At 71.5% G+C, this 16,498-nt stretch carries 15 protein-coding genes and 2 tRNA genes; 11 read left to right on the top strand and 6 right to left on the bottom strand.

Features of this window, described 5'->3' with window-relative positions:
• Positions 1-10 precede the first annotated feature (10 nt).
• Complete coding sequence (locus ACZ7GX_RS09815) at positions 11-781, top strand: fumarylacetoacetate hydrolase family protein (RefSeq protein WP_498774797.1); 771 nt, start codon at positions 11-13, stop codon at positions 779-781.
• A gap of 2 nt (positions 782-783) precedes the next feature.
• Here the strand turns inward: ACZ7GX_RS09815 and ACZ7GX_RS09810 are convergent, their stop codons facing one another.
• Entirely contained in the window at positions 784-2,031 is a 1,248-nt protein-coding gene (locus ACZ7GX_RS09810) for an FAD-dependent oxidoreductase (protein WP_498774795.1), read from the bottom strand.
• Between the two features lie 90 nt (positions 2,032-2,121).
• Between ACZ7GX_RS09810 and gltX the strand changes: the two genes are divergently transcribed.
• From gltX to ACZ7GX_RS09790, 4 genes are all read left to right on the top strand, one after another.
• A complete protein-coding gene (gltX, locus tag ACZ7GX_RS09805) occupies positions 2,122-3,612 on the top strand; it encodes a glutamate--tRNA ligase (RefSeq protein ID WP_498774793.1) in 1,491 nt (496 codons plus the stop codon).
• Positions 3,613-3,716: 104 nt separating this feature from the next.
• Positions 3,717-4,454 carry an HAD family hydrolase gene (locus ACZ7GX_RS09800; protein ID WP_498774791.1) on the top strand — a complete coding sequence of 246 codons (738 nt, stop codon included), beginning with the start codon at positions 3,717-3,719 and terminating at the stop codon, positions 4,452-4,454.
• A gap of 113 nt (positions 4,455-4,567) precedes the next feature.
• A tRNA-Gln gene (locus ACZ7GX_RS09795) sits at positions 4,568-4,639 on the top strand.
• 82 nt (positions 4,640-4,721) lie between these two features.
• Positions 4,722-4,794, top strand: a tRNA-Glu gene (locus ACZ7GX_RS09790).
• 329 nt (positions 4,795-5,123) lie between these two features.
• Here the strand turns inward: ACZ7GX_RS09790 and ACZ7GX_RS09785 are convergent.
• The gene (locus tag ACZ7GX_RS09785; protein ID WP_230567757.1) at positions 5,124-5,825 is read right to left on the bottom strand and encodes an IclR family transcriptional regulator; all 702 of its coding nucleotides are present in this window, start codon (positions 5,823-5,825) and stop codon (positions 5,124-5,126) included.
• 71 nt (positions 5,826-5,896) lie between these two features.
• On the opposite strand from ACZ7GX_RS09785, the gene leuC reads away from it, so the two are divergent.
• From leuC to ACZ7GX_RS09770, 3 genes are all read left to right on the top strand, one after another.
• Complete coding sequence (gene leuC / locus ACZ7GX_RS09780; RefSeq protein ID WP_498774789.1) at positions 5,897-7,300, top strand: 3-isopropylmalate dehydratase large subunit; 1,404 nt, start codon at positions 5,897-5,899, stop codon at positions 7,298-7,300.
• A 17-nt stretch (positions 7,301-7,317) separates the two neighbouring features.
• On the top strand, positions 7,318-7,920 hold the full coding sequence (gene leuD, locus ACZ7GX_RS09775) for a 3-isopropylmalate dehydratase small subunit (RefSeq protein ID WP_498774788.1): 603 nt from the start codon (positions 7,318-7,320) through the stop codon (positions 7,918-7,920).
• A 209-nt stretch (positions 7,921-8,129) separates the two neighbouring features.
• On the top strand, positions 8,130-8,807 hold the full coding sequence (locus ACZ7GX_RS09770; RefSeq protein WP_498774787.1) for an HU family DNA-binding protein: 678 nt from the start codon (positions 8,130-8,132) through the stop codon (positions 8,805-8,807).
• A gap of 626 nt (positions 8,808-9,433) precedes the next feature.
• On the opposite strand, the gene ACZ7GX_RS09765 is transcribed toward ACZ7GX_RS09770, so the two are convergent.
• The 4 genes from ACZ7GX_RS09765 to cofC are packed head-to-tail and all read right to left on the bottom strand — an operon-like array spanning position 9,434 to position 13,571.
• The gene (locus tag ACZ7GX_RS09765; RefSeq protein WP_498775207.1) at positions 9,434-10,345 is read right to left on the bottom strand and encodes an NUDIX hydrolase; all 912 of its coding nucleotides are present in this window, start codon (positions 10,343-10,345) and stop codon (positions 9,434-9,436) included.
• 7 nt (positions 10,346-10,352) lie between these two features.
• Positions 10,353-12,653: an RNA degradosome polyphosphate kinase gene (locus ACZ7GX_RS09760; RefSeq protein WP_498774785.1), complete on the bottom strand. Its 2,301-nt coding sequence runs from the start codon at positions 12,651-12,653 to the stop codon at positions 10,353-10,355.
• A gap of 59 nt (positions 12,654-12,712) precedes the next feature.
• A complete protein-coding gene (locus ACZ7GX_RS09755) occupies positions 12,713-12,922 on the bottom strand; it encodes a hypothetical protein (protein WP_498774783.1) in 210 nt (69 codons plus the stop codon).
• 40 nt (positions 12,923-12,962) lie between these two features.
• Positions 12,963-13,571 carry a 2-phospho-L-lactate guanylyltransferase gene (gene cofC / locus ACZ7GX_RS09750; protein ID WP_498774781.1) on the bottom strand — a complete coding sequence of 203 codons (609 nt, stop codon included), beginning with the start codon at positions 13,569-13,571 and terminating at the stop codon, positions 12,963-12,965.
• A gap of 108 nt (positions 13,572-13,679) precedes the next feature.
• On the opposite strand from cofC, the gene ACZ7GX_RS09745 reads away from it, so the two are divergent.
• Genes ACZ7GX_RS09745 through ACZ7GX_RS09735 form a run of 3 tightly spaced genes read left to right on the top strand, consistent with a single transcriptional unit; the run spans position 13,680 to position 16,442 of the window.
• Positions 13,680-14,381 carry a lysophospholipid acyltransferase family protein gene (locus ACZ7GX_RS09745; protein WP_498774779.1) on the top strand — a complete coding sequence of 234 codons (702 nt, stop codon included), beginning with the start codon at positions 13,680-13,682 and terminating at the stop codon, positions 14,379-14,381.
• A 1-nt stretch (position 14,382) separates the two neighbouring features.
• Positions 14,383-15,387 (top strand): NAD(P)H-dependent glycerol-3-phosphate dehydrogenase, encoded by a 1,005-nt coding sequence (locus tag ACZ7GX_RS09740; RefSeq protein ID WP_498774777.1) that lies wholly within the window; start codon positions 14,383-14,385, stop codon positions 15,385-15,387.
• The gene (locus tag ACZ7GX_RS09735) at positions 15,384-16,442 is read left to right on the top strand and encodes a cystathionine gamma-lyase (protein WP_498774775.1); all 1,059 of its coding nucleotides are present in this window, start codon (positions 15,384-15,386) and stop codon (positions 16,440-16,442) included. Before ACZ7GX_RS09740 ends, ACZ7GX_RS09735 begins: the two co-directional genes overlap by 4 nt.
• Positions 16,443-16,498 lie beyond the last annotated feature (56 nt).

Below are 16,498 nucleotides of genomic sequence, written 5' to 3'. Positions count from 1 at the left end.
GGTGATCTCCGTGCGCATTGCCCGTATCGCCCAACCCGACGGCCTGGCCTTCGCCGCGATCGAAGGCGACGGCGACGACCTCACCGCGGTCGAGATCGCCGACGACCCCTTCGCCAACCCCACGTTCACCGGTCGCCGCTGGCCGCTGGCCGACGTCCGCCTGCTGGCGCCGTTCCTGCCGCCCAAGATCGTGGCGATCGGCCGCAACTACGCCGAGCACGCCGCCGAGCTGGGCAACGAGGTGCCCGCGGAACCGCTGATGTTCCTCAAGCCCAACACCGCCGTGATCGGGCCGAACGCGGACATCAAGCTGCCCGCGGTGTCCGAGCGGGTCGACTTCGAGGGCGAGCTGGCCGTCGTCGTCGGCGTCGGCGGCCGGGACATCCCCGCCTCACGGGCCCGCCAGTCGATCCTCGGCTACACGATCGCCAACGACGTCACCGCGCGCGACCTGCAGAAGACCGACGGCCAGTGGACGCGGGCCAAGGGCTTCGACACGTTCTGCCCGCTGGGCCCGTGGGTGGAGACCGAGTTCGACCCGTCCGACGTGGCCATCCGCACCGAGGTGGACGGCGTGGTCAAGCAGGACTCGCGCACCTCGCTGCTGCTGCACGACATCCCCGAGCTGATCGAGTACATCTCCTCGGTGATGACCCTGCGACCGCTGGACGTGATCCTCACCGGCACCCCCGCCGGCGTCGGCCCGCTGACCGCCGGCCAGACCGTCTCGGTGACCGTCGAGGGCCTCGGCACGCTGACGAACACCGTCACCAACCGCTGAGCTCAGCTGCGCTCGATGCGCTCGGGCGCGCGCCGTGCGAAACGCGGCGCGTGCTCGGGCCGCAGCCCGATCGCCACCAGGTAGGCGGGCACGCCCTGCAGCCGCGGGAACCGCCCCATCAGCCGGACCGGCAGCGGCGGCCGCCCCGGCGCGGCGCTCGACGTGCCGGTGAGCGTCGGCTTGAGGAACGAGTCCTGGATCCGCCGCTGGATCGCCTGGGTCACCGCCGTGGGCAGCCACCGCCTGCGCCGCACCTTCGCCAGCACCTTCGGGTCCAGCCGGCCGCGGCGCAGCGGCGCGGCGACGAGCGTCGCGGCGGCCACCGCGTCCTGCACGGCCAGGTTGATGCCGACGCCGCCGATGGGCGACATGGCGTGCGCCGCGTCACCGATGCACAGCGCGCCGTCGGCGTGCCAGCGCCGCAGGCGGTCGAGCTTCACGTCCAGCAGCTTCACGTCGTCCAGCGACTCGACGGTCTCCATCCGCTCCGCCAGCCACGGCACCAGCTCCACCACCCGCTGCCGGAACGCGGCGATCCCCTCCGCCCGCAGCAGCTCGTCGGTGCCCTTGCGGATGAGGTACGCGCACTGGAAGTAGTCGCCCCGGGGGATCAGCACCATGGCCTGGCCCTGCGTGAACCGGCCGGTGGCGCCGCTGAGCTCGCCGGGGTCGCGCGGCAGCCGGAACCACCACACGTCCATCGGCGCGCCGAACTCGTGCACCGGCAGCCCGAGCTCCTCCCGCACCAGCGAACGCCGTCCGTCGGCCGCGATGACCAGGTCGGCCGCCAGCTCGCCGGTCTCGCCGCCCGGCGTGCGGTAGCGGACGCCGGTCACCTTGCCGCCGCTCCTGAGCAGCCCGGTGAACTCGGTGTTCATCCGCAGCGCGAACGTCGGCTCGCGCTTGCCCGCGTCGGCGAGCAGGTCCAGGAAGTCCCACTGCGGCACGAACGCGATGTGCTTGTGCCGCCCGGGCAGCCGGGTGAGGTCGCCCATCGTCTGCGGGCCGCTGTCCAGCAGCACCTGCACCTTGTCCACGAGCTGGTGCGGCACCTCGGCGAACGACGGCCCCAGGCCCAGCTCGTCCAGCAGCGTCAACGTCGACGCGTGCACCGTGTCGCCGCGGAAGTCGCGCAGGAAGTCGCCGTGCTTCTCCAGCACCGTCACCTCGACACCGGCCCTGGCCAGCAACAACCCGGCCACCATGCCCGCCGGGCCGCCCCCGACGACCACGACACCAGTCCTCTCCATGATCCACCCCTCTGCTTTTCAACACCGGTTGAATAAGTTCAGGATGCTCCTGCGCGGCGTCGCGGTCAAGCCCGATACGCTGATCGGGTCATGAGCGCATCAGCAGCATCTCCAGAGGTCCGCGTCCGCTTCTGCCCGTCGCCGACCGGCACGCCCCACGTGGGGCTCATCCGCACCGCCCTGTTCAACTGGGCGTACGCCCGCCACACCGGCGGCTCCGTGGTGTTCCGGATCGAGGACACCGACGCGGCCCGCGACTCCGAGGAGTCGTACCTCTCGCTGCTGGAAGCCATGCGCTGGCTGGGCCTGGACTGGGACGAGGGCCCCGAGATCGGCGGCCCGCACGCGCCCTACCGGCAGAGCCAGCGGCGCGACCTGTACGACGACATCGCCAAGCGCCTGTTCGAGGCGGGCGAGCTGTACGAGTCGTTCTCCACGGCCGAGGAGATCGAGGCCCGGCGCAAGGCCGCCGGTCAGGACCCGAAGCTGGGCTACGACGGCCACGACCGCGGCCTGACCGAGGAGCAGCGGGCCGCGTTCCGCGCCGAGGGCCGTCAGCCGGTGCTGCGCCTGAAGATGCCCGACGAGGACATCACGTGGGACGACCTGGTGCGCGGTGAGATCACGTTCAAGGCGGGCAGCACGCCCGACCCGGTGCTCGTGCGCGCCAACGGCGACCCGCTGTACCCGTTCGTGAACCCGGTCGACGACGCCCTGATGGGCATCACGCACGTGCTGCGCGGCGAGGACCTGCTCCCGTCGACCCCCCGCCAGATCGCGCTGTACCGGGCGTTGACCCGGATCGGCGTCACCACGTTCACGCCGCGGTTCGGGCACCTGCCGTACGTGATGGGCGAGGGCAACAAGAAGCTGTCCAAGCGCGACCCGCAGTCGAACCTGTTCCTCTACCGCGACCGCGGTTTCCTGCCCGAGGGCCTGCTGAACTACCTCGCGCTGCTCGGCTGGTCCATCGCCGACGACCGCGACATCTTCAGCGTGGCCGAGCTGGTCGAGGCGTTCGAGCTGGAGAAGGTCAGCCTCAACCCGGCCCGCTTCGACCTGAAGAAGGCCGAGGCGATCAACGCCACGCACCTGCGCGCGCTGCCGGTCGAGGACTTCGTCAGCCGCGTGCTGCCCTACCTGGTCAAGGACGGCGTGCTGCCCGCCGAGCCGACGCCCGAGCAGGTCGCCCTGCTGTCGGGCGTCGCGCCGCTGGTGCAGGAGCGGCTCGTGGTGCTGTCCGAGGCGTCCGGGATGGTGCGGTTCCTGTTCGCCGCGGAGGAGGACTTCGCGCCCGAGGAGGACTCGGCGGCCAAGGCCCTCGGCCCGGACGCCCGGCCCGTGCTCGAGGCGAGCATCGCCGCCCTGGAATCGCTTCCGGAGTGGACGACGGCCGCCGTCGAGGAGGCGCTGAAGGTGTCGCTTGTGGACGGATTGGGCCTCAAACCGCGCAAGGCCTACGCGCCGGTGCGGGTCGCCGTGACGGGCCGTACCGTCTCGCCACCACTCTACGAATCCATGGAACTACTGGGTCGGAGTCGCTCGATCGGGCGATTGCGCCGCGCGCTCGGGGCAATCTGACTGGTTCGTTCGGGCGGTTCAGGGGTGCTTGACCGTGCAAGAACCCATAGATATCACCTCTCTGGTCGAGTCGGACGAGGGGTGACCGCACCTAGCCTCACGGGGTGACAACCGCAGCCCCGACTTTCACCCCTCGGAGAACCGGCGAGATCCGGGCCGTGTGCCTCGACGTCGACGACACCCTCGTCGACTACAGCACCTCGTCCCGGGCCGCCCTGGCCGCGATGGTCGGCAACGCCGACGCCTGGCCGCTGTGGCAGCGCATCACGGACGAGCACTGCGAACGCCTCCTCGCCGGCGAGCTCGAGTACGAGACGATGCGCAACATCCGCACCCGCGCCTTCTTCGCGGCCCTGGGCGAGGAGTTGGACCAGGACGAGGCGACCCGCCGGGAACTGCTGCGGCAGGAAGTCCTCGCGTCCGGCTGGCGGCTGTTCCCCGACGTCGTGCCGTGCCTGGAGTGGCTGCGGGCCACCGGTCTGCCCATGGCGGCCGTGAGCAACGCCTCAGGGCGCCACCAGCGGGTGAAGATCGCCTCGCTGGGGCTCGCGCAGTACTTCGACACGGTCCTCATCGCCGGCGAGGTCGGCGCGGCGAAACCGGACCGGGTGATCTTCGACACCGCGTGCGCGGACCTGGGCGTCGACCTGGGTGACACGGTGCACATCGGCGACCGCCTGCACGCCGACGCGATCGGCGCGCGCGACGCCGGCATGAAGGGCGTGTGGCTGAACCGCCAGGGCCCGCGCGAAGGCGCGCTGCCCGCCGGCATCGCCGCCATCAGCAGCCTCGCTGAGCTGCCGGAACTCCTCGTCTGCGAGCTCTCGACCGCCTCGGCGTGACCCCGATTTCCGTTCCGCCGGGTACGTGGTCTAGTATTCCTCCCGGCGGAACGGAGAGGCCCCCCAAAGGTCAACGGAGTCAAGACCGATGGGGAGTCGAACCGGGAAACCAATGGGGTATGGTGTAATTGGCAGCACGACTGATTCTGGTTCAGTTAGTCTAGGTTCGAGTCCTGGTACCCCAGCTGCGAAGTGGCAAATCGAGTGTGGTAAGCTACTCGCAACGCAGGACAGCAAGACATGATAAAGTGAATATCGAAAGTTCCTGGCCCCGTCGTCTAGCGGCCTAGGACGCCGCCCTCTCAAGGCGGTAGCGTGGGTTCGAATCCCATCGGGGCTACAGATCAGGGAGATCCCTGTTTCGCTGACGCGAAACGGGGATCTTTCGCATTTACACCGGGGGTGCGACCCCCGGACCCCGCGCAGGAGGGCTTCGCCCCCTGCACCCCCGGCGTCGGTTGGTGCCGTGTTCGGGGTCGGAGGGCCGCTGGCGGTTGGCAGCGGTGGTGAGTTGGATTCGTGCCCACGGCGCCGGCACTCGGTGAGTTGGGTGCCCCCGCCTGGTGCTGGTGGCGGGGGCGGTCCGAGGACTGGTGAGCGGGCCGGGCCTGGCTGCTGGGCTGGACTGCGGGCGGCCGGTAGGCGGCCGATCAGTGCGAGCCAGAGCGGTCAGAGGCGCGATTGGAGGGCTTCGGCGGCGGCCAGGAGGTCGGCGGCCCAGCGGGCGCCCGGGCGGCGGCCCATGCGGTCGATGGGGCCCGAAACCGAGACCGCGGCGACGACCGTGCCCGTGCTGTCGCGGACCGGGGCGGAAACCGAGGCTACGCCCGGTTCGCGTTCCGCTACCGATTGCGCCCAGCCGCGGCGGCGGACTTCCAACAATGTGCGCTCGCCGTAAACGGCGTCGGCGAGAACGGAACGTTGAGTTCCGGGATCGGCCCACGCCGCCAATACCTTCGCGCCGGATCCCGCCGTCATCGGCAATCGCGCGCCGATCGGCACGGTGTCGCGCAAACCACTCGGTGGTTCCGCGGAGGACACGCAGATCCGCTGCATCCCGTCCCGCCGGTACAACTGGACGCTCTCGCCCGTGATGTCGCGCAACCTCGGCAACACCGAGGACGCCGCGTCGAGCAGCGGGTCGGTGGCCCCGCCCGCCAACTCCGCCAGTGCCGCGCCCGGGCGCCAGCGGCCGTCGGAACCCCGTCGCAGCAACCGGTGCACCTCGAGCCCGACCGCCAACCTGTGCGCGGTAGCCCTCGGCAAGCCCGTCCGGTTGCACAACTCGGCGAGCCCACACGGATCCTTTGCGACGGCGTTCAAGACGGCCACTGCCTTGTCGAGCACGCCGATCCCGCTATGCTGTCCCACAAGCCGATACTAACTTCCCACTGTCTGGGAAGTCCAGATCTATCGACTGTCCAGATCTTGGGAGAGTTGCGATGAGCCGCACGCTCGCGGAGAAGGTGTGGGAAGCACACGTCGTGCGCCACGGCAGTGGCGCGGAGCCGGACCTGCTCTACATCGACCTCCACCTGCTGCATGAAGTGACCAGCCCGCAGGCGTTCGACGGCCTGCGCCTGGCGGGGCGAGGGCTCCGCCGCCCGGACCTCACGATCGCCACCGAGGACCACAACGTCCCGACGGTCGACATCGAGCTCCCCATCGCCGACCCGGTCTCGCGCACGCAGGTCGAGACGCTGCGCAAGAACTGCGCGGAGTTCGGCGTGCGGCTGCACCCGATGGGCGACGCCGAGCAGGGCATCGTGCACGTCGTCGGCCCGCAGCTGGGCCTGACCCAGCCCGGCATGACGGTGGTCTGCGGTGACAGCCACACGTCGACGCACGGCGCGTTCGGCGCGCTGGCGTTCGGCATCGGCACGTCCGAGGTGGAGCACGTGATGGCCACCCAGACGCTGCCGCTGCGGCCGTTCAAGACCATGGCCGTCACCGTGGACGGCGAGCTGAAGCCCGGCGTCACGGCCAAGGACATCATCCTCGCGGTGATCGCGAAGATCGGCACCGGCGGCGGCCAGGGCTACGTCCTGGAGTACCGGGGCAGCGCGATCGAGGCGCTGTCCATGGAAGCGCGCATGACCGTGTGCAACATGTCGATCGAGGCGGGCGCCCGCGCGGGGATGATCGCGCCGGACCAGACCACGTTCGACTACATCAAGGGCCGTCCGCACGCGCCGGCCGGCGCGGACTGGGACGCGGCCGTCGAGTACTGGAAGACCCTGCGCACCGACGACGACGCCGAGTTCGACGCCGAGGTCCGCCTCGACGCCGACGAGCTCACGCCGTTCGTGACCTGGGGCACCAACCCGGGCCAGGGCCTGCCGCTGGGCGCGGCCGTGCCGGACCCCGAGACCATCGTCGACGAGAACGAGCGGGTGGCCGCCGAGAAGGCGCTGACCTACATGGGGCTGGAGCCGGGCACCCCGCTGCGCGACATCCACGTCGACACGGTGTTCCTCGGCTCGTGCACCAACGGCCGGATCGAGGACCTGCGCGCGGCGGCGGACGTCCTGCGCGGCCACAAGGTCGCCGACGGCGTGCGGATGCTCGTCGTGCCCGGGTCCATGCGGGTCCGCGCGCAGGCCGAGACCGAAGGGCTGCACGAAGTGTTCTTGGCGGCCGGCGCCGAGTGGCGCCAGGCCGGTTGCTCGATGTGCCTGGGCATGAACCCGGACCAGCTCAAGCCGGGCGAGCGCAGCGCGTCGACCTCCAACCGCAACTTCGAGGGCAGGCAGGGCAAGGGTGGGCGCACCCACCTGGTTTCGCCACTCGTGGCCGCCGCCACCGCCGTCCGCGGCACGCTGTCGTCGCCCGCCGACCTGGTCTGAAGGGAGTCACACCGAACATGGATGCGTTCACCAGGCACACCGGGGTCGGCGTTCCGCTGCGCAGGTCCAACGTGGACACCGACCAGATCATCCCGGCCGTCTACCTCAAGCGCGTGACCCGCACGGGCTTCGAGGACGGCCTGTTCGCCGCCTGGCGCGGTGACGAGCAGTTCGTGCTCAACCAGGAAGCCTTCCGGGCGGGCAGCGTGCTCGTCGCCGGGCCCGATTTCGGCACCGGGTCGTCCCGCGAGCACGCCGTGTGGGCGCTCATGGATTACGGCTTCCGGGTGGTCATCTCGTCCCGGTTCGCCGACATCTTCCGGGGCAACGCGGGCAAGCAGGGCCTCGTGGCGGCCCAGTGCGAGCAGTCCGATGTCGAATTGCTGTGGAAGCTGCTCGAGAACGAGCCCGGCACCGAGGTGACCGTCGACCTCACCCTGAACACGGTTGTGGCGAAGGACTTCACCGCCCCCTTCACCGTCGACGAGTACACCCGCTGGCGGCTGCTGGAGGGATTGGACGACATCGCCCTGACCCTCCGGCACGCCGACGACATCGCGGAGTTCGAGCAGCGCAGGCAGGGTTGGTTGCCGACTACCGATCCGCTGCCCGCGGGGTGACCGGCGAAGGGGTCGGATTCCCCCCGAACAGCGGGAATCCGGCCCCTTCGATCCCTCCGCCGGCCGCCCGGGTGTCCCTCGACAGGTCGTAATTGCCCACGCCACAACAAGAAATCTGGCGTGGCGATTGGTATTTCCTTGCATATGGGCTTACCGTGGGCAATCAGTCGGCCCGACTAGGGCCGTGAGCGTCCTGGGAGGGACTGAAGGTGAACAAGGCCCAGCTCATCGAGGCGCTCGCCGAGCGCCTTGGCGACAAGAAGAACGCGGCTGCCGCTGTCGACGGCATCGTCGACGTCATCGTCCGCAGCGTCCACAAGGGCGAGAAGGTCAACATCACCGGTTTCGGTGTCTTCGAGAAGCGTGCCCGTGCGGCGCGCACCGCTCGCAACCCGCGCACCGGTGAGACCGTGAAGGTCAAGAAGACCAACGTTCCCGCGTTCCGCGCGGGTTCGACGTTCAAGGACGTCATCAGCGGCACGAAGAAGCTGCCGCGCGTCACGGCCGCCAAGCCCGCCGCCGCGGCGGCGAAGCCTGCTGCCGCGACGAAGGCGCCGGCGACCCGCAGCACCACCGCTCGTGCCACCACTGCGCGTGCGACGCGCAGCACCGGCACGGCCACGCGTGCTGCTGCGGCAGCCACCAAGGCACCGGCGACCCGCCGGACCGCCGCGGCCGCGAAGCCCGCCGCCACCGCCACCAAGGCCGCGCCTGCGAAGAGCACCGCGACCAAGGCCACCGCCGCGAAGGCGACGACGGCGAAGGCGACCGCGGCGAAGCCCGCGGCGGCCAAGAAGGCCACCACGGCCAAGGCGACGACGGCGAAGGCCACCACGGCCGCAGCCGCGAAGCCCGCGGCGAAGAAGGCCCCGGCCAAGAAGAAGTGAAGTCGGGCCGGGTGATCACCGGCCAGGCACGCAACACACGCTCAGGGCCCGGTGCGGACGCGCACCGGGCCCTGAGCGCTGTCTACCCCTTGGTGCGCCGTTCCGATCCGGCACGGGCGTTCTGAGCCCCGTTTTCGCGCCCCTACGGACGGCCTCTTCACCTCGGAACCCCGAACCTCTTCTCCTCGTCCTCCCGCACCCTCGCGTGTCCTACGTCCGGGACCCCCGAGTGGAACGCCCGGAACGGGGTGGGGTGCGGCTTGAACCTGTGAGCGCTCGGCGCTTCGAACGTGCGATATGCGACCTGGACGCGTGGGTGTTTCGCACTCGGAACGCGCGGGGCGCGGCCTGGACGCGTGGGTGTTTCGCGCTCGGAACACGCGGGCGCGGTCGGGTCGGCGAGTGTGTTCGGCCACTCGGATAGAGCAGTCCGGTCGGCCGTTGTGCCGGCCCCGAAACCCGGCGTTCGCGCGGTGGAGATGCTTCGCAGGGGTCCCCGCCGGGGGATCCCCGGTTTTCATGCTGCCGGCTCGGTCTGACGATTTCGGCCCGGTTCGGGCCGCCTGTGGAGAACTCACCGTGCCCGGACGGACTCCCGGCGTGACCCGACCGGACTAGTGGAGGTGTCAGGCGGTGGGCGCGGGCAGGGCGGTGGGGAAGTAGTGGGCCGAGACCAGGCGCGGCCAGGACCGGTGCGAGTCCGATGTGGACCAGCCCGGCTCCGGCCGGCGGAACGCGAGCAGCCACGCGCTGCCCTTCTTGCACGGCGTGCCGCCCAACGACAGACCGCCCAGGTCGGCGAGGGTGGCGACGACGTCCGGGATCACACCGCCCTGGCTGCACACGACCGGCGTGCCGGCCCCGTCCGCGATCTCCAGCAGGCGCACCAACCCGGCCTCGCGGTCCGGCCAGTACCCCTCCTCGGACAACCGCGGCTCCAGCAGCACGCCGACACCCAGGTCCTCCGCCACCCCCTGAACGGTCTCCACGCACCGCACCCGAGGCGCGGAGTGCACCCGTGACGGACCCCACAACGGCAGCATCGACCGCAACCCGCCGGCCTGCCGCCACCCCGCCGAGCTCAACGGCCGCAGGTCGTCGTCACCCGGCCAGTGGTCGCGCTTGCCCGCCTTCGCGTGCCGCACCAGCAACACCGTCGCCAACTCCGCCGGCTCCGCCGCGAACGCCGCCAGCACCGAGCGGTCGGTGTCCGACGTCACCAGCGAAGCCGCCTCGGCGACCGGCAGCCACCGCAGCTCGTCCACCTCGTCGTTCGGCGCGAACGCACCCGACGCGACCCGCGCGCTGAAGTAGTCCACGACCTTCGGCCTGCCGAAAGCCCGGTACGACACCTGGCACAGGTACCGACCCAGCACGGCGTGGAACCCGGTCTCCTCCAGCACCTCGCGCACCGCCGCCGCGGGCACGGTCTCGCCGGGGTCCACCTTGCCCTTGGGCAGGGACCAGTCGTCATAACGCGGCCGGTGCACGACCGCCACGGAACCCTCGCGCCACAGCACGGCGCCGGCTGCCCGGATCACCGGCTCACCCGATCGCGCGGCGGTTGCGCAGCATCTCGGTCTGGTGGTCGCGCACCCTGCTGCCGTCCGCCGGCGACGCCTCCCACTCGCCGTCCGGCTGCAGCACCCAGCACCGCGTGGTCGGCTCCAACGCCGAGTCCATCATCGCGTCGAGCTGCGCGGTGAGCTTCGGGTCGGTCACCCGCAGCTGCACCTCCACCCGCCGGTCCAGGTTGCGGTGCATCATGTCGGCGCTGCCGATCCAGTGCTCGGCCGAGCCGACGAAGTGGAACACCCGCGAGTGCTCCAGGAACCGGCCCAGGATGGACCGGACGTGGATGTTCTCCGACAGCCCCTTGATGCCCGGCTTCAGCGCGCACACCCCGCGCACGACCACGTCCACCCGCACGCCAGCCTGCGACGCCCGGTACAGCGAGTCGATGACCTGCTCGTCCACCAGCGAGTTCACCTTGATGCGCACACCGGCCGGCGCGCCCGCCCGCGCGTGCTCGATCTCGCGCTCGATGCGCTCCACGATCCCGCGCCGCACGCCGTAGGGCGCGACGAGGAGGCTGCGGTAGTGGTCCTGCCGGGCGTACCCGGTGAGCACGTTGAACAGGTCGGTGAGGTCCGCGCCGATGGTCGGCTCGGCGGTGAGGATGCCGATGTCCTCGTACAGCCGGGCCGTCTTCGGGTTGTAGTTGCCGGTGCCGATGTGGCAGTACCGCTGGATCCGCGAGCCCTCCTGGCGCACCACCAAGGAGGTCTTGCAGTGCGTCTTGAGCCCCATCAGGCCGTAGACGACGTGCACGCCCGCCTTCTCCAGCGCACGCGCCCACTTGATGTTCGCCTGCTCGTCGAACCGCGCCTTGATCTCCACCAGCGCCACGACCTGCTTGCCCGCCTCGGCCGCGTCGATCAGCGCGTCGACGATCGGCGAGTCGCCCGACGTGCGGTACAGCGTCTGCTTGATGGCCAGCACGCGCGGGTCGGCCGCCGCCTGCTCGATGAACCGCTGCACGGACGTGGAGAACGAGTCGTACGGGTGGTGCACCAGCACGTCGCCCTCCCGGAGGGTGGCGAAGATGCTCTTGGGCGTCTCGCGCTCGCCGAACGCCGAGTGCGTCGCGGGCACGAACGGCGCGTCCTTGAGCTGCTTGCGGTCCACGCTGTAGAGCTGCCACAGGCAGGACAGGTCGAGCAGGCCGGGCACCTGGACCACGTCGTGCGGGTCGACCTCCAGCTCGCGCAGCAGCCGTTCCAGCATGTGCTCGGTCATGTCGTCGGCGATCTCCAGCCGCACCGGCGGCCCGAACCGGCGGCGCGCCAGCTCCCGCTCCAACGACTTGAGCAGGTCCTCGTCCTGGTCCTCCTCTACCTCCAGGTCGGCGTTGCGGGTCACCCGGAACGCGTGGCACTCGATGACCTGCATGCCCGCGAACAGCTCGCCGAGGTGCGCCGCGATGAGCTCCTCCAGCGGCAGGAAGGTCGCCGTCGGGCTGGTCCGGTCGCTCTCCACGCGGACCAGGCGCGGCACGTTGTCCGGCACCTTGATGCGCGCGAACCGCTCCGCGCCGCCCTCCGGGTCGCGGACGGTGATGGCGAGGTTCAGCGAGAGGCCGGAGATGTAGGGGAACGGGTGCGCCGCGTCCACGGCCAGCGGCGTGAGCACCGGGAAGACCTGGTCGGTGAAGTAGTTCGACAGCCGCAACTGCTCGAAGTCGGTCAACTGCGCCCAGTTGACGATGCTGATGGCGTGCTTCTCCAGCTCCGGCTGGATGTGGTCGAGGAACGCCCTGGCGTGCTGCTCGACCAGCTCCTGGGTGCGCTTGGAGATGTTGGACAGCTGCTCGCGCGGGGTGAGCCCGTCCGCGCTGCGCACGGACAGGCCGGTCTCGTCGCGGCGCTTCAGGCCCGCGACCCGGACCATGTAGAACTCGTCCAGGTTCGAGGCGAAGATGGCCAGGAACTTCGCCCGCTCCAGCAACGGCTGGGAGGCGTCCTCGGCCAGCGCGAGCACCCTGGCGTTGAAGTCCAACCAGGACAGCTCCCGGTTGAAGTACCGGTCGTCGGGCAGGTCGGCCTGCGCCTCGGTGGCCGTGACCGCGGGTGGTGAGCTCGGGAACGACCGGGGCGCGCCGTCGGCCGGCTGCGGCGCCGGTTGCTGCGCCGCCGTCGTGCCCGCGCGCGTGCCGGCGGCGCCGCGGCGGGTGGCCGGGCGCGGCCGGCGGCGGGGGGTGCTCGCGGCCGGCGTGGTCCGCGGCGTCCTCGTCCGTCGCTTGGGCGCGGGCTGGTCGGGGGTGTCGTCCGTGCTCACGATCAGCATTGTTCCCCAATACGGGCGGCCGCGCGCTGAGCTGAGCCGACGAGGAAGTGAACTCCGCGTCACACCGGGCGGAGCACGCCCCGCACCTCACCGGCGGCATCCCGCACGAGGGTGACCCGTTGGCCGGGTCGCAGCGAGCGCCAGCCGCCTTCGGCGACGGCTTCGGCCGACACGTCCACGAGCACGCCGTCGTCGCGCAGCACGGTGGCCGAGCCGTCCGGGTGCTGGGCGCTCACCGTGGCCTGCTCGTGTTCGGCGGGGTGGGTCACGGGGCAGAAGGTAGTCGATCGCCGGCGTTCCCGAGCGGGCTCAGCCGCCGACGGGGGTGAGGGCGGCGGCGGTGCGCGGGCCCAGGCCGAGGTCCGCGGCGAGGCGCAAGTCGTCGGCGGTGTCGACGTCGTGGCGCAGCGACGGCCACGGGCCCCGCAAGGGCGTGGCGCCCGAGGCCGCGTGGGCGGCGGCGGAACCGACGCCGAAGGCCGGGGCGAGGTCGCCGCCGGGGGACGAGAGCAGGAGGGTCGTTCCGGTTCCCTGGCGGTCCGGGCAGAACGAACGGCCGTCGGCGGTGGCCAGCGCGGCGGCGAGGTCGGTGGTCCGGAGGGCGGGCAGGTCGGCTTGCAGGGCGCCGACCACGGAGGTGGAGTCGCGGGACCGGAGCACGGCGAAGCCGTGGCGCAGGGACTCGTTGAGCCCTTCGGGGCCGGGGATCGACTCGACGCCGAGCGCTCGCAGCTCCGCCACGACGGACGGGTCGGACGTGACGGCCACCACACGGCGCACGGCCGGCAGCGCCGCGGAGATCGTGTCCAACGCGAAGGCCAGGGCCAGCGCCGGCCGGTCCAGCCGGGTGCCGACCAGCCGGGTCTTGGCCCGGTGCAGGGTCTTGACCGGGACCACCAGGTCGACGTCGGCTCCCACCCCGCCATACTCCCGGATGCCGGCTGGACCTGGCCAGGGGCCCAGGGCTGATTGTCGCCCCTGGCGACGTGGTGAAGACTCCAGGTCCACGACGAAGAGGGAGTGCACGTGGCCAAGGAGAAGGGCGGCTTCTGGGTCGGGCTCGCCGCGGCGGTCTTCTACCCCGCCACCGCGCTGATCGCGCGGCGGCGCAACGAGGGCGCGGAGCGGGTTCCCCGGACGGGCGGTGCGCTCATCGTGATGAACCACGTGTCGCACCTGGACCCGGTCTACGACGCCGTCTTCACGCACAAGCAGGGGCGCGTGCCGCACTTCCTCGCCAAGCACAGCCTGTGGAACGTGCCGTTCGTCGGCATGGTCGTCAAGGGCGCCCGGCAGATCCCGGTGTACCGGGGCACGGCCGACGCGCAGCAGAGCCTGCGCGCCGCGCACGAGGCCCTGGAGCAGGGGCTGGTCGTGATCATCTACCCCGAGGGCACGATCACGCGCGACCCGGACGGCTGGCCGATGGCCTCGCGGACGGGTGTGGCGCGGCTCGCGCTGGAGCACGACGTGCCGGTGCTGCCCGCGGCGCGGTGGGGCACGCGCGAGGTGTACGACCACTACCGGAAGAAGTTCCGGCCGTTCCCGCGCAAGACGGTGGTGACGAAGGTGGGCCCGCCGGTCGACCTGGACGACTACCGGAGCAGGCCGCAGAACCTGGCGCTGCTGCGCGAGGTGACCGACGTGCTGATGAACGAGGTGAAGGACCTGCTCGCGGACATCCGCCAGGAGCAGGCGCCCGACGGCTTCTACACCAAGAAGGCCTGACGTGGACCGGGTCGCGGTGCTGGGCGCCGGGTCGTGGGGCACCGCTTTCGCGAAGGTGCTCGCGGACTCCGGCACGGACGTGGTGCTCTGGGCGCGGCGCGCCGACGTGGCCGACGCCATCTCGGCGGAGCGGGTCAACGCCGACTACCTGCCGGGCGTGACGCTGCCCCCGAACCTGACCGCCACGTCGGACGCGAAGAAGGCGTTGGCCGGCGCGGGGGCCGTGGTGCTGGCGGTGCCGAGCCAGACGTTGCGGGAGAACCTGAGCGGCTGGCGGCCGTGGCTGCCGGCGGGCGCGACGCTGGTCAGCCTGGCCAAGGGCGTCGAGCTGGGCACGTTGAAGCGGATGAGCGAGGTGGTCCGCGAGGTCGCCGGGGTGCCGGAGGACCAGGTCGCGGTGGTGTCCGGGCCGAACCTGGCCAAGGAGATCGCGGCCGAGCAGCCGACCGCGACGGTCATCGCGTGCACCGACCACGATCGCGCGGTGGCGTTGCAGCACGCGTGCTCGAACTCGTACTTCCGGCCGTACACGAACGTCGACGTGGTGGGCTGCGAGCTCGGTGGCGCGTGCAAGAACGTGATCGCGCTGGCGTGCGGCATGGCGGCGGGCATGGGGTTCGGGGACAACACGATGGCCTCGATCATCACCCGCGGTCTCGCCGAGACGGCGCGGTTGGGCGCGGCGCTGGGCGCGGACCCGTTGACGTTCGCCGGGTTGGCCGGGCTGGGCGACCTGGTGGCCACGTGCGCCTCGCCGCTGTCGCGCAACCGGTCGTTCGGGGAACGGCTGGGGCGCGGTGACTCGCTGGCGCGGGCGCAGGAGGCCGCGCACGGCCAGGTCGCCGAGGGCGTGAAGTCGTGCTCGTCGATCCGGGAGCTGGCCGCGCGGGTCGGCGTGGACATGCCGATCACCGACGGTGTGCACCAGGTGTGCCACGAGGGGTTGGACCCCCGTGTGCTGACGGCGGCGCTGCTCGGCCGCGAGCGGAAGGCGGAACGGCAATGACCTGGGGTGACGGCACGCGGGTCGTGCACTCGACGCCGGCGGTGCAGGGCGAGCCGTTCCTGGCCGGTCCCGTGTTCGCCTCCGCCTACCACCTGGGTGGCGCCGACACCTACGGGCGGGCGCACAACCCGACCTGGCGGGCGTTGGAGGTGGCGCTGGGCGAGTTGGACGGCGGCACGACCGTGCTGTTCCCGTCCGGGATGGCGGCGATCTCGACGTTCCTGCGGGTCGTGCTCGCGCCCGGCGACGTGGTGGCGCTGCCGGGCGACGGCTACTACCTGACGCGCACGTTGGCCGCCGAGATGCCGGTGGAGGTGGTGGAGGTGCCGACCGCCGGGCCGTACCCGTCGTTCGAGGGCGTGCGGTTGGTGCTGCTGGAGTCGCCGTCGAACCCCGGTCTGGACGTGTGCGACATCACCGCGCTGGTGGAGGCGGCGCACGCGGCGGGCGCGCTGGTGGCGGTGGACAACACGACCGCGACGCCGTTGGGGCAGCAACCGCTGCTGCTGGGCGCGGACGCGGTGGTGAGCAGCGACACGAAGGCCGTCGCCGGGCACAGCGACGTGCTGCTGGGCCACGTGTCCACGTCGGATCCGGGGTTGGCCGAACGGGTGCGCGCGGCGCGGACGACCGGCGGCGCGATCCCCGGGCCGTTCGAGGCGTGGCTGGCGCACCGGGGTCTCGGCACGCTCGACCTGCGGTTGAGCCGGCAGGCGGCGAACGCGGCGGCGCTCTACGAGGTGCTCAAGGACCACCCGGCGGTCAGCGGGCTGCGGTGGCCGGGCGCCCCGGAGGACCCCGCGCACGAGGTCGCGTCGCGGCAGATGCGGCGGTTCGGCGGCGTGCTGACGTTCGTGCTGGCGGACGAGCGCGCGGTGGCGTCCTTCCTGGAGCGGTCACGGCTGGTGTTCGCGAGCACGAGCTTCGGCGGCCTGCACACGAGCCTGGACCGGCGGGCGCAGTGGGGCGACCCGGTGCCCGAGGGCCTGGTGCGGCTGTCCGCGGGCTGCGAGGACACCGCCGACCTCGTCGAGGACGTGCTCCGGTCACTCTGACGGGTCCACTGCGTGGGAGGGCTTGCGTGGCGGCGAACCGGCTGCCACCCTCGTCA

The organism is Actinosynnema sp. NPDC037264, assembly GCF_055603705.1.
The sequence above is the reverse complement of the archived record's forward strand: the minus strand, read 5'-3'. Positions and strand labels throughout refer to the sequence as shown.

What these genes read in the sequence shown, in the direction of transcription:
- leuD (WP_498774788.1), top strand. Translation starts at nt 7,318, where the DNA reads ATGGATGCGTTCACCAGGCACACCGGGGTCGGCGTTCCGCTGCGCAGG.
- ACZ7GX_RS09810 (WP_498774795.1), bottom strand. Translation starts at nt 2,031, where the DNA reads ATGGAGAGGACTGGTGTCGTGGTCGTCGGGGGCGGCCCGGCGGGCATG.
- ACZ7GX_RS09735 (WP_498774775.1), top strand. Translation starts at nt 15,384, where the DNA reads ATGACCTGGGGTGACGGCACGCGGGTCGTGCACTCGACGCCGGCGGTG.
- gltX (WP_498774793.1), top strand. Translation starts at nt 2,122, where the DNA reads ATGAGCGCATCAGCAGCATCTCCAGAGGTCCGCGTCCGCTTCTGCCCG.
- ACZ7GX_RS09760 (WP_498774785.1), bottom strand. Translation starts at nt 12,653, where the DNA reads ATGCTGATCGTGAGCACGGACGACACCCCCGACCAGCCCGCGCCCAAG.
- leuC (WP_498774789.1), top strand. Translation starts at nt 5,897, where the DNA reads ATGAGCCGCACGCTCGCGGAGAAGGTGTGGGAAGCACACGTCGTGCGC.